At 49.5% G+C, this 12,183-nt stretch carries 9 protein-coding genes and 1 other RNA gene; 1 reads left to right on the forward strand and 9 read right to left on the reverse strand.

What is annotated here, in order from left to right:
* The first annotated feature begins 179 nt into the window (after positions 1 to 179).
* Positions 180 to 2,111 (forward strand): S8 family peptidase, encoded by a 1,932-nt coding sequence (locus tag PLA01S_RS10695; RefSeq protein ID WP_127592068.1) that lies wholly within the window; start codon positions 180 to 182, stop codon positions 2,109 to 2,111.
* A gap of 76 nt (positions 2,112 to 2,187) precedes the next feature.
* On the opposite strand, the gene PLA01S_RS10700 is transcribed toward PLA01S_RS10695, so the two are convergent.
* From PLA01S_RS10700 to glyQ, 9 genes are all read right to left on the reverse strand, one after another.
* The gene (locus PLA01S_RS10700; protein ID WP_127592070.1) at positions 2,188 to 2,466 is read right to left on the reverse strand and encodes a hypothetical protein; all 279 of its coding nucleotides are present in this window, start codon (positions 2,464 to 2,466) and stop codon (positions 2,188 to 2,190) included.
* A gap of 322 nt (positions 2,467 to 2,788) precedes the next feature.
* An RNA gene (rnpB, locus tag PLA01S_RS10705) (RNase P RNA component class A) lies at positions 2,789 to 3,195 on the reverse strand.
* Between the two features lie 155 nt (positions 3,196 to 3,350).
* On the reverse strand, positions 3,351 to 4,466 hold the full coding sequence (locus PLA01S_RS10710) for a Nif3-like dinuclear metal center hexameric protein (RefSeq protein ID WP_100535924.1): 1,116 nt from the start codon (positions 4,464 to 4,466) through the stop codon (positions 3,351 to 3,353).
* The gene (locus tag PLA01S_RS10715; RefSeq protein WP_127592072.1) at positions 4,442 to 5,200 is read right to left on the reverse strand and encodes a tRNA (adenine(22)-N(1))-methyltransferase; all 759 of its coding nucleotides are present in this window, start codon (positions 5,198 to 5,200) and stop codon (positions 4,442 to 4,444) included. The genes PLA01S_RS10710 and PLA01S_RS10715 overlap by 25 nt, the downstream gene beginning before the upstream one ends.
* A 266-nt stretch (positions 5,201 to 5,466) precedes the next feature.
* Positions 5,467 to 6,597 (reverse strand): RNA polymerase sigma factor RpoD, encoded by a 1,131-nt coding sequence (rpoD, locus tag PLA01S_RS10720; protein WP_076321292.1) that lies wholly within the window; start codon positions 6,595 to 6,597, stop codon positions 5,467 to 5,469.
* 42 nt (positions 6,598 to 6,639) lie between these two features.
* Complete coding sequence (gene dnaG / locus PLA01S_RS10725; protein WP_127592074.1) at positions 6,640 to 8,457, reverse strand: DNA primase; 1,818 nt, start codon at positions 8,455 to 8,457, stop codon at positions 6,640 to 6,642.
* A gap of 41 nt (positions 8,458 to 8,498) precedes the next feature.
* A complete protein-coding gene (locus PLA01S_RS10730) occupies positions 8,499 to 8,978 on the reverse strand; it encodes a YaiI/YqxD family protein (RefSeq protein WP_127592076.1) in 480 nt (159 codons plus the stop codon).
* Between the two features lie 215 nt (positions 8,979 to 9,193).
* Positions 9,194 to 11,269, reverse strand: coding sequence for a glycine--tRNA ligase subunit beta (gene glyS, locus PLA01S_RS10735; RefSeq protein ID WP_127592078.1), 2,076 nt, complete (start codon positions 11,267 to 11,269; stop codon positions 9,194 to 9,196).
* The gene (gene glyQ, locus PLA01S_RS10740; protein WP_127592080.1) at positions 11,262 to 12,149 is read right to left on the reverse strand and encodes a glycine--tRNA ligase subunit alpha; all 888 of its coding nucleotides are present in this window, start codon (positions 12,147 to 12,149) and stop codon (positions 11,262 to 11,264) included. Before glyQ ends, glyS begins: the two co-directional genes overlap by 8 nt.
* Between the last annotated feature and the right edge of the window lie 34 nt (positions 12,150 to 12,183).

The following is a 12,183-nucleotide window of genomic DNA, read 5'->3' on the forward strand; positions in this document are numbered from 1 at the left end:
CTAACACAAATTTTGGGATAACGAAATCCCTATCATGAATACACTTACAAGGTTATTTTTAGCACATTTCATTTTGCGCATTCACATCCGTTTTCCTCACGAATTGAACGCATAAAAAGGATTCACTCTTCCCACGCTAAGACTACTTAAATCATGAAATGCGGCGAGGAGGAAAATTTGTGAAATCTCGTACTCTGTGGAGCATCCTAGGTGCAGCGTCAGTTCTTGGCGCGCTTCTGATCTTACTGTTCATCCCCGGTTCGAAACAGCCGGCTCCAACGGCTGAACCAACACAGCCTTTAAGGCCCCAGCAGGAGAACAAGGCCAAGCACTTTACCATGTTAAGCGATATCCATGCAACGGATCAACTAAACCGTCTTGATGCAAAAGGTCACCTGCGGAAGATGCTGAACAATAACTCTTTGCGCAGCCCGGGTCAAATAAAAGCTTATACGCAAAAAGAACAAAAGCTGCACAAGCATTTTCAGCAAGTACGGTGGTATAACCTTAAACAAAACAAAATGACGGATATCCAGGGTCTGCTTCCCAAAATGAACAAAAAAGATAAAAATCTGATTACGCATCATTTTCAAATGGCGCAGCAGAAGCTGAAACGGGGAAAAACTTATGATTCACCCAAGTTCAATGTCGCGGGACAGCCTTATTTTGTAGTTGCCGAGCCGTCAAAGGATGGTAAATATGGCGCGGCCGCATTGGTTAATCAAGGCGTACTGCATGAAGTAAGCAATCACCAGAAGCGGAATCTTCGCTTAATTCCGTACCCGAAGGAAGGAAAATTTCAGGTCGAATCCATTCATGCGGATACCCTCTCCGACATCACCGTCAAAACCGGACATGATAATGAAAAAGCCAGTCACTTTTACGAAAATGAAATTGTGGTGTCCTTTCAAAATGAGCCGTCAAAGCAGCAGCTCCTCGATATCTCTAAGGAAATATCGTGTGAAACTCCAAGGAAACTTGGCTATGCCTATGTTTTTCGTTCCAAGGATATGGATTACCTTAAACTCCGCTCCTATTTCCAGCAGAAGTGGAAAACCAAATATACCGAGCCTCACTATATCTATTTAACCAATGACCGCCCCCCTCAATCCAGGGTAAACTCGGATTCCTTACCGGATGGAGCCAACGCGCAGGTCAATATCCCGAATGATTTGCTGTTTTCTCAATATCAATGGAATTTGCCCGTCATTGAGACGAACCGGGGCTGGGATCTGTCCAAAGGCAGTGAAGATGTGATCATTGCAGTCGTGGATACGGGAGTGGATCTTCAGCATTCCGATTTGGATGGGCAGTTGGTGGAAGGGTACAACATCGTAGAGAAAGACAAAGAGCCGCTGGATGATGTGGGCCACGGGACGCATGTAGCCGGGATCATCGGTGCCCTTGTTAACAACGGTGAAGGCGTTGCGGGAGTTAGCTGGTACAACAAAATCATGCCGGTCAAGGCGCTTGACGGATCCGGATCCGGAACAACCTATGCCGTCGCGGAAGGCATTATTTGGGCCACGGATCACGGAGCCAAGGTGATCAATATGAGTCTCGGCAACTATGCGGACTCCCAGTTCCTGCATGATGCCGTGAAATATGCCTATGATCGCGACGTTGTCCTTGTTGCCGCCTCGGGCAATGACAACACGGAGCGCCCCGGTTATCCTGCCGCCTATCCGGAGGTGCTGGCCGTCGCCGCAACGGACTCCAATCAGAAGCGGGCGGAATATTCCAATTACGGCGACTATATTGATGTGGCTGCTCCAGGGACCAATATCGCGAGCACCTTTCCAGGCAATCAATACGCGGCACTATCTGGAACCTCCATGGCCAGCCCCCACGCAGCCGCCATGGCGGGTCTCATTCGTTCCCTTAACCCTGAACTGACCAATCAGGAAGTCATGGACGTCATGATAAACCAAGCAGTCGATCTTGGGGATAAAGGAAAAGATAAATATTACGGTCATGGTCAGATTGATATTTTCCAATCCTTGAAGGCGGTTGGATCCCCCGACGTCCCTCTCCAGATGTGGCCAGGTCAAACGCTGCAGAATCTGGAGAAGGAGCTTCGCAAGTTAAACGGCTCAGGCTCAAACGAATAAAATTCACGAAATAAAGCAGCTTTCGCCTCCAGCGTTAGCTGCTTTATTCATAATCGGAGGCAAAGAGCCGTTACATTTATTTCTTCCGGCGGGAACGGCCAGTACGTACTGCAGCTTTCTTCGAACGCTTGCCGGATACCGTAACTCCGCCATAGCCTCCAGGGCCCTCTACAACTTCTTCTTCGCTGTAAGTGTACAGATGTTTTTCTACCGGTACGCAGTGAATCTTATCCACCACTTTTATCGGATGAATAACAGGCACGATTTGCGGTACATAATGGTCTCTAACAACAACGATCGGTTCGCATACAATCGGTGACACAGGAGGACATGGGTTTTCGTTATGACAAGACATGTTTTTTGCATCTCCTTTCCCTTGATGATTATAGCTTATTATCCCGGGGGCTATTTGGTATGGACTATTATCCTTAAAGGGCAGATGAACTACCAATATTTTCACGAAACCATAAGAAAAACGTCTATCGACGTACTTACTCAGAAGACAGACCGCGGTTAGAGGAAGTTTTTCTTGCGATATCAGGAAGACCCAAGCTTCGAAGTTTATACTTTCTGATATCTTGAAAAAACGCGCATTTCCTTTACACACCTGACGAGGAATGTAAAGAAAATGCGCGTTTGTACCATTGCGGTATCCGTAAAGCAATATGTTGTTCAGTTGGGAAAGCTTTCCGTAAGCCGGGTTCTGTGCTCTTCGTGGTCATAGCGGGAACTACCCTGCCACCATGAGCGACAATCATCTATCTAGGCCGATCATTACTAATCGACTCAAGCGACCAACCCGGACGCGCCTCGGGCTAAGGCTGTCTCCTCGAAGGAGACTGCGTCCCATTAGGTCTTGCTCCAGGTGGGGTTTACCAGGAACGAAGTCACCAGCGTTCCTCGGGGTCTCTTACACCTCGGTTCCATCCTTGCCTGTGCCGCCCTAAGGCAGCCATCGGCGGTCCATTTCTGTGGCACTATCCTTCAACTCGCGCTGACTGGACGTTATCCAGCACCCTGCCCTATGGAGCCCGGACTTTCCTCTCGCGGCTTGGACGCCGCCAGCGATTGTCTGTCAAACTTTCCGGACAACATTATATATTATACAGTGGTTTGAAGCGGTACACAACCCATTAAACATTAACAATAGCTGATTAATTTCCCAGCACGGATGCGATACTCTTCCTGGCCAACGGTGTCAAAAAGAGACCTCTTTTCCTTGCCTCACAATTCTGTTCTTCAAACGAACTGGAACGGCTCTGTATTGATACGGGAAGCAACCACCCGGGTTTCGTACTTATGTTCCTGCAGCTTCTGCTCCATCCACTCGGCAACTTTGACCTTCATGATCTTCTCGGCATTATGACCCGGATCAATGATCGTAAGTCCTGCTGCGAGCGCATCCTGTGCCGTATGATAATCCACATCTCCCGTTACCAGCACATCAGCCCCACGGAACAGTGCTTTCATCATGTAGCGTCCTCCGGAACCCCCTATGACGGCCGCCTTGCGGATGGTGCGGTCGAGTTCTCCCACGACACGAACATGAGGGACCTCCAGCTTCTCTTTTACCACGTCTACCAGCTCAGCCAACGTCTTAGGCTCTTTTAACTTGCCAACCCGGCCAAGACCAAGGGATCTCCCCTTTAGGTCCATGGCATACAGATCATAAGCAACCTCTTCATAAGGATGTGCCTTTAGCATCGCCTGGATCACTTTATTTCGGATGGCATGAGGAACAATCGTCTCGATTCGAACCTCATTTGCACGTTCCATCTTGCCTTCCTGACCTTGAAAAGGATTACTGCCTTCTCGCGGGACAAAGGTGCCAAAGCCCTCGATGTTGAAGCTGCAGTGGCTGTAATTTCCGATCCAGCCTGCACCGGCGCCGAGCACGGCATCCAGCACCTCTTGATGATGGCTCTTCGGAACAAATACCACCAGCTTGGACAGCTGTTCATTATGCATGTCATGAATAGGCGACGTATTCTCGATTCCCAAGGCCTCCGCCATCCAATCGTTCATCCCGCCTTCGGTTACGTCCAGATTGGTATGACTTATATATACCGCAATGTCGTGTTTGATCAGCTTTTCGTATACCTTGCCCATCGGCGTATCCGTCTGCAGTTGTTTCAGCGGACGGTATATAATCGCATGATGGGCGATAATCAGGTCAGCCCCAAGCTCAATGGCTTCATCCACCACTTCATCATTAACATCCAATGCAATCAGCACCGTTCGAATGTCCTTTTGCAATGTTCCAAGCTGGAGTCCGATCCGGTCATCGGGTTCGGCCACGTGCTTCGGGGCCAATTGCTCCATATATTGAATTACGGTTTGTCCTTTGGCAAGCATGCCAGCACCTCCTGAATAAACTCGATATCCGATCGAATCTCACTCGCCTTATCGGCGGCCGTGGTGAGATCTGAACGCGAAAGCGATTGAAGAATATACCCCATCTTCTCCATCTCCGACTTCCATTTCTCACTGAAAACCGGATTTGGGGACTGCGTCAGCCAAGGTCCCATACGGAAAAGCCAGTCCGTAGATAACCGGACACCGCCACCAATCGCCCTTTCCGTGTAAACCTGCTCATTCGTCAGGTCTGTTGTTTGCGTAGGCTCGGCGACCAGCACTTCGTAAATTTTGCCGTCTTCCTCCAGGATCATTTCCTCGATCAGCACCCAGCCATGGGAATACAGCCATCTACGCAAGATATCTTCTCCCACATTCGGCTGCAGGACCAGCCTGCGGACGCCTGCCAGCTTATCGATGCCGCGGTCCAAAATCGCTGCAATCAAACTGCCGCCCATACCGGCAATCGTAATGACGTCGGCCTCACCGGCTGAGAGTACGTTCAAACCGTCTCCTCTTCGCACGCTGATGACATCCGTCATCCCTGATTCGATGACCTGTTTGATAGCAGCATCATACGGGCCGGGATTGACTTCACCGGCGATCGCTTGAATTGCAGCCCCGCTCTCTACGGCAGCCACAGGCAGCAGGGCATGGTCGGAACCGATATCTGCAAGTCGGCTGCCGCGCGGAATCTTCTCCAGTATTTGTGTTAATCTTCTTGATAATTTCACGGTTGACACACCTTACCATTCCATATTTTCGTCCAAATCACGACCTATTCCTTACCCTAACAGAGACGATACCAAACTGCAAACCGGGAAATCCGGTGAAAATAAGTTATGCCTCGTCATTTGCAATGGGTCCGAAAAAGAGCTAAAATAAAGACCAATAAAACAAATGCAGGAAGAAATTCCATAACCAAGAAACTTATACATGCCATGCATGAATTCGAAAAAAAGGACCTGCTGCGATTACTGCAGAAGGTCCGTGGATTAAGCTATTCGAGGAAATCCTTTAACCGCTTGCTGCGGCTCGGGTGACGAAGCTTACGGAGCGCTTTCGCTTCAATCTGTCGAATCCGTTCGCGTGTAACACCGAACACTTTGCCGACCTCTTCCAGTGTTCTCGTGCGGCCATCATCGAGTCCGAAACGAAGACGAAGTACGTTCTCCTCGCGCTCAGTCAGCGTATCCAGCACATCTTCGAGCTGTTCCTTCAGAAGCTCGTAAGCAGCCGCATCGGCAGGAGCGAGTGCTTCCTGATCCTCGATGAAATCTCCGAGATGGGAATCATCTTCCTCACCGATCGGCGTTTCCAGCGAAACGGGCTCCTGAGCAATCTTCATAATCTCCCGGACTTTCTCAACACTGAGTTCCATCTCGGCAGCAATTTCCTCCGGCGAAGGCTCACGTCCGAGCTCCTGGAGAAGCTGTCTGGATACACGAATCAGTTTGTTGATGGTCTCCACCATATGCACAGGAATTCGGATGGTACGGGCCTGGTCAGCAATAGCGCGCGTGATTGCTTGGCGAATCCACCAGGTCGCATACGTACTGAATTTGAAACCCTTTTTGTAATCGAACTTCTCCACGGCTTTGATCAAACCCATGTTGCCCTCCTGAATCAAATCCAGGAACAGCATTCCTCGTCCGACATAACGCTTCGCGATACTTACAACGAGACGCAGGTTGGCTTCGGCCAGACGGCGCTTGGCTTCCTCATCCCCCTGTTCAATCCGGTTGGCAAGTTCAATCTCATCATCAGCTGACAACAGCGGAACCCGGCCAATTTCCTTCAGATACATCCGTACCGGGTCGTTAATCTTGATCCCTGGAGGCAGTGAAAGATCGTCGTCAAACCCAAAATCCTCATTATCATGGGATTCGGAATCTCCCGATTGCCGGTGGGTACCCTCTTCGTCATTCTCATTTACCACATCGATACCCAGGTCGGCCAGCTGCTCGTAGAACTCTTCCATCTGCTCCGTGTCCTGATCAAATGGCGATAATTTCTCCATAATGTCTTTATAGCTTAATACGGATCTCTTTTTACCCTGTTCAATCAACTGATCCTTGACTTGATCCAGCGTAAATTCCGTTTCTAGTTCAGTATGCTGATCATTCGCCATCATTCGACTCCCTCCTCCCTAGAAACAGCAATGTGCGGGGCTTCATTGTCTTTCTAGGGCGATAATCTCACTTGCAATTTGCGCGGCTCGCAAAAAATCACCTGAGCGCTCCGCTTTTATCATTTCTTCTTTTTTCTGGTCGATCTCTCTCTGCTGCGGAAATTTCAGCACCTCACGTATGCAATCATCGAGCACTTGAACATTCCACTCGGCTGGTGCTTCCATCATCATGATCGAGCTGACCGTCATTTCCAAACGATCGTCGTGGAGCGATGACATGAAACGGCTGATATCCGGAGATTTACCCTGTGCGTAAAAAGCATATAGATAAGCAGCAATTGCCGCATGATCTTCAATATTAAACGCTTCTCCCAGGCGATCGCCTACGTATCGCGCGGCCTCCGCATCCTGCAGCATCAGCGACAGCAGCCGCCGCTCTGCGGCATGGTAAGCAGGCAGAAGTACCGGGGCGGGCTGGCGCCCTTTTTTATGCCTACCATTATTCCACCTTTTTTCCTTATTATCCCCATCACCCATCTTTTTTTGCATCGATTGCCGAAGCAGATTGCAATCCTGCTTAAGACTCTCGTAGGAAAGATGGAGCTCGGAGGACAATTCCCTCAAGTAAACTTCTCGTTCAGTCGAGGAATTCAGTACGGCGATAATGGGCAGTGCCTCTTTGGCGTACGCAATCTTACCATCTTCTTCTAGCAGTATATGGTTTTTCTTCAGATATATAAGTTTAAATTTTGTTGTTGAAACAGCTGTTTCTACTACATGCCTGAAACGCTCGGCACCGAATTTGCGGATGTAATCATCCGGATCCATTCCTTCGTTCACCAAAGCGATTCGTACCCTGAGACCAACGCCTTCCAGCATTGGAATGACTTTTAACGCAGCAGCCATACCGGCTTTATCACCGTCATAGACAACAACAACTTCTTCAGCCACCGATTTCATGATTGCCACTTGGTTTTCCGTTAGAGAGGTCCCCATGGTTGCCACACCGTTGTGAAGTCCCGCTTCCCATGACGAAATTACATCGCCGTAACCTTCGAATAACAGAATTTGACGCAATTTGCGTATGGATGTCTTCGCCTGGTGCAGGTTGTACAATGTGCGGCTCTTATTAAATAGAAGTGTCTCCGGGGAATTCAGGTACTTCGGTTGACCGTCCCCCAGTATTCTGCCAGCAAACGCGATGACCTTCCCGCTGCGGTCATGTATCGGAAACATGATTCGTCCGCGAAAACGGTCGAGATAGCCTTCTTGTTCATGTCTTGCGGATAATAAACCGCCCTTTTCCATCTCTTTCAAGTCAAAGGATCGCTTCGTCAGGAACTGAACGAGCGTGTCCCAACGATCTGGCGCATAACCGATTTGGAACTGGTCAATCATTTTGTCGCTCATTCCGCGGGATCGTAAATACTTCATGGCTTCCGTACCATGCTCCGTATTCTTCAACAGAAAATGGTACAGCTTGGCGCTAAGCTCATAGGCTTCATTCAAACGTTCTTTTTCCGGATTACGAGGAATTACGGGAACTCCTTGACCTTCCGGTAACGAGATATCATTCTCTTCTGCCATTGTCTTGACGGCTTCGGGAAAAGAAAATCCTTCGATTTCCATTCTAAATTTAATGGCGTTTCCGCCCTTACCGCAGCCATAGCAGTAAAAGATTTGGCGTTCCGGTGTAACCGTAAAGGAAGGAGTTTTCTCTGAGTGAAACGGGCACAAGCCCTTCAGGTATTTCCCCTGTTTGGTAAGATGCACGTATTTGCTGACCGTGTCCACAATATCGCTTTTGGCCAGTACTTCCTCAATGACATCATCCGGAATATTACCTTGTCCGGTACTCATCCAAACCACCTTCATCTCTTTTGGCACGTAAATAGTATTCGCTACGGGTGGACATTCTCCTGCAATTCATGCAAAAGTTTTGTCAGTTTATGTTGAAAAAAACTCCGGTCTTCGTCAAGCAGCTTTTTGGGCCCTTTGCCATACTTTCCTTGCTTCCTCGCCTTCGCCTGATGGTGACGGGAATCCAGCATGAAATCGATATCCGTATTATGAAAAATACGACCGCGAAAGGATATCACGTGGCATGATTTGGCAAGCGCAAGTGCAGCCAGTCCATAATCCTGCGTCACCACGATATCCCCCCTGGATATGTGGTTAGCGATGTAGAGGTCCGCACTTTGATCACTCCGATCCACCTGGATCGTTGTAACCCCTTCTTCTGCCTGCTGCAGATGATCATAGGAAGAAACAAGCAGTACCGGCACACGAAATGTACGAGCTGTCTCTGCGATTTCCTTCTTGACTGGACATGCATCACCGTCAACCACGATCGAAATGGAGTTGCTTTCGTTCATTCGCATCACCGGCTCTTATCTTTAATCTTGGATTCATCTTTATGCTGTATATTATTATATACGTCTTTGGCAGATTAAAATCCTTCTTCTTAAATAAACAATGACCCTGCCCTTGCTTGATTCAGGCCGTTCATAGCGAAAGCGCCATCCCGTGCATAACCGCGGGCTGTCGCTTTCACTGAACAATGCATTATAACATTAGTAAAATCATGCTGTCACTACTACCACACCAATTTCGTGAAATCGGCGTATCGCTTCAAATCTCCATCGATGCCGGAGAGCAGTGCGAGACGATTGGCCCGAACCGCTTCGTCCTCCGCCATGACCATAACGGAGTCGAAGAACCCGGTAATCGGTTCTTTGAGTCCACCCAGCAAGGACAATGAACGTTCGCCGTCAGCGGCTTCCAGCGCGGCATGGTAATCTTCGCGAATCGCGTTCCAAGCTTCATAAAGCTTGCCTTCTTCCGTTTCCGTGAACAGTTCAGGATTGACAGCAGCCTTGCCGGCCTTGGCCGCCAAATTGCTGACCCGGTTGAAGGATTCTACCGTTGTTTTGAAATCCTGGACATGATCCACAGCATTCATCAGCGCATGTCCGCGGGACACAACCGACACCACATGATCAAATCCAGCGGTAATGACGGCATCCACCACATCATAACGCTGATCTTCGGACAGAAGCTTCTTCACGCGAAGTCCGAAGAACTCTTTGAGGTCCTTGCGGATTTCGTCCGTCGAGCGCTTCAAAACGCGAATGTTCTCGTGAACCTCCAGGGCCACACCGAAGACATCCGATAGCGTCACCGGGAGTTTGTGCTCCAGGATGATCTGAACGATGCCCGCCGCCTGACGGCGCAGTGCATAAGGATCCTGGGAGCCTGTCGGAATGATGCCGATGGAGAAGCATCCCACGATCGTGTCGATTTTATCCGCGATACTTACGATGGATCCCACCGAGGTGGAAGGCACCGCGTCACCGGCGAAGCGAGGCTGGTAATGCTCAAACACCGCTTTGGCCACCGGCTCCTTCTCACCGGCTTTTCTTGCATAATCCTCTCCCATAACACCCTGCAATTCAGGGAATTCATAAACCATCTGGGTCACCAGATCGAATTTGCAAATATCGGCTGCACGGCTTACAGAATCTGCTTCGTCAGCCGAAATGCTAAGCTTCGCTGACAACTGATCGGAAATCCGGCGGATTCTGCGGACTTTATCGCCGATGGTCCCCAGCTCCTCATGGAAAACGATGCTCTCCAGCTTCGATAAAGCGTCTTTGATCTGAAGCTTCTGATCTTCCTGATAGAAGAATTTCGCGTCCGACAAACGAGCCCGCAGCACCTTTTCATTCCCTCTTGCGATAACGTCCAGGGAACGGCTGTCCCCGCTGCGCACGGTTACGAAGAACGGAAGCAATTGTCCCTGCTTATCCAGCACAGGGAAATACCGCTGATGCTCACGCATTGAAGTAATCAATACTTCCTGCGGAATATGAAGGAATGAGGAGTCGAATGCTCCGTACAGCACGGTTGGGGTCTCAACCAGGAACAATACCTCTTCGAGCAAATCATCCTTGATGGCGATATTCCAATCTTTCTCTTGGGCCAATGCCTGGATCTGCGACACAATCATCTCTTGGCGTTCATTCACATCCACGATGACATGCTGTTCGCGCAATACGTCGCGGTATGCCGATGCCTCTGGAATAACGGCTTCTCCGCCAAGGAAACGGTGTCCACGGGTCACGTTACCGGCCTTCACGCCCGTAATTTCCAGATCAATCGTCTCACTGCCGAGCAAAGCGACCATCCACTTAATCGGACGGACGAATTTAAATTCGTGCGCCCCCCAGCGCATATTTTTCGGGAAGGTCATCGAAGTCAAAATACCAAGAAGTCCTTCGGACAGGATCGACTTCGTATCCACGCCGACGCTGTTCTTCGTCACATAGATATACTCTACCCCGCCGAGCTCCTTGAACGTAAAACTCTCGGGATCCACGCCCTGGCTTTTTGCAAAACCAAGCGCAGCCTTGCTCCACTGTCCGCTATCATCCAATGCGATCTTGCGGGATGGCCCTTTCACTTCCTCGCTGACGTCCTCTTGTTTATCCGCAACGTTCTGTACCCATACCGCCAAGCGGCGCGGCGTAGCATATGCCGTTACTTCTCCATGTCCGATTCTGGAAGCATCCAGCCATTTGACCAATTTATCCTGAAGCTGTTCCATCGCGGCGCGCAGAAATCTCGCCGGGACCTCTTCCAGACCGATTTCAAACAATAAATCCTTAGACATGGTCTGCGCCCCCTTTCTTAATCAGCGGGAAGCCCAGCTTCTCGCGCTCCTCCAAATACGTAGCTGCAACCTGACGAGCCAGGTTTCGCACGCGCATAATGTATCCCGTTCTCTCCGTTACACTGATCGCCCCTCTGGCATCGAGCAGGTTAAACGTGTGGGAGCATTTTAAAACATAGTCGTATGCCGGGAATACCAAACTTTGGTTCATTGCTTTGTTCGCTTCTTCTTCATACATGTTAAACAGCGTAAACAGCATCTTAACGTCGGACACCTCAAAGGTGTACTTCGAATGCTCGAATTCCGGCTGATGGAATACATCTCCGTAGGTGATGCCGTCTACCCACTCCAGATCGAACACATTCTCTTTATCCTGGATATAGGATGCAAGACGCTCCATACCATAGGTAATCTCTACAGCGACTGGGCTTGCGTCAATGCCGCCAACCTGCTGGAAGTACGTAAACTGCGTAATTTCCATACCATCCAGCCATACTTCCCAGCCTAGGCCCCATGCACCAAGCGTCGGCGCTTCCCAATTGTCCTCAACAAAACGGATGTCATGATCGAGCGGATTAATGCCAAGACGCTTCAAGCTCTCCAAATACAGCTCTTGAATATTGTCCGGTGAAGGTTTCAAAATAACCTGAAATTGGTGATGCTGATAGAGACGGTTCGGGTTCTCTCCATAGCGGCCGTCAGCAGGGCGACGGGAAGGCTCTACATAAGCTACGTTCCAAGGCTCGGGTCCGATCGAACGCAAATACGTCATCGGGTTCATCGTACCGGCACCTTTTTCCGTGTCGTACGGCTGCACGATGATGCAATTCTGTTCCGCCCAAAATTGCTGCAGCGTCAAAATCATCTGCTGGAAGTTCATGATTTTAGCTCCTTTACATTCTTTTTCAAATTCT

Origin of the sequence: Paenibacillus lautus NBRC 15380 (genome assembly GCF_004000945.1) — a bacterium.
GTDB classification, from domain to species: Bacteria; Bacillota; Bacilli; order Paenibacillales; family Paenibacillaceae; genus Paenibacillus_AQ; species Paenibacillus_AQ lautus.

Excerpts from the sequence above, each read along its gene's own strand:
- PLA01S_RS10700 (WP_127592070.1), bottom strand. The coding sequence starts at position 2,466 with ATGTCTTGTCATAACGAAAACCCATGTCCTCCTGTGTCACCGATTGTA.
- PLA01S_RS10710 (WP_100535924.1), bottom strand. The coding sequence starts at position 4,466 with ATGCTTGCCAAAGGACAAACCGTAATTCAATATATGGAGCAATTGGCC.
- rpoD (WP_076321292.1), bottom strand. The coding sequence starts at position 6,597 with ATGGCGAATGATCAGCATACTGAACTAGAAACGGAATTTACGCTGGAT.
- dnaG (WP_127592074.1), bottom strand. The coding sequence starts at position 8,457 with ATGAGTACCGGACAAGGTAATATTCCGGATGATGTCATTGAGGAAGTA.
- PLA01S_RS10730 (WP_127592076.1), bottom strand. The coding sequence starts at position 8,978 with ATGCGAATGAACGAAAGCAACTCCATTTCGATCGTGGTTGACGGTGAT.
- glyS (WP_127592078.1), bottom strand. The coding sequence starts at position 11,269 with ATGTCTAAGGATTTATTGTTTGAAATCGGTCTGGAAGAGGTCCCGGCG.
- glyQ (WP_127592080.1), bottom strand. The coding sequence starts at position 12,149 with ATGAACTTCCAGCAGATGATTTTGACGCTGCAGCAATTTTGGGCGGAA.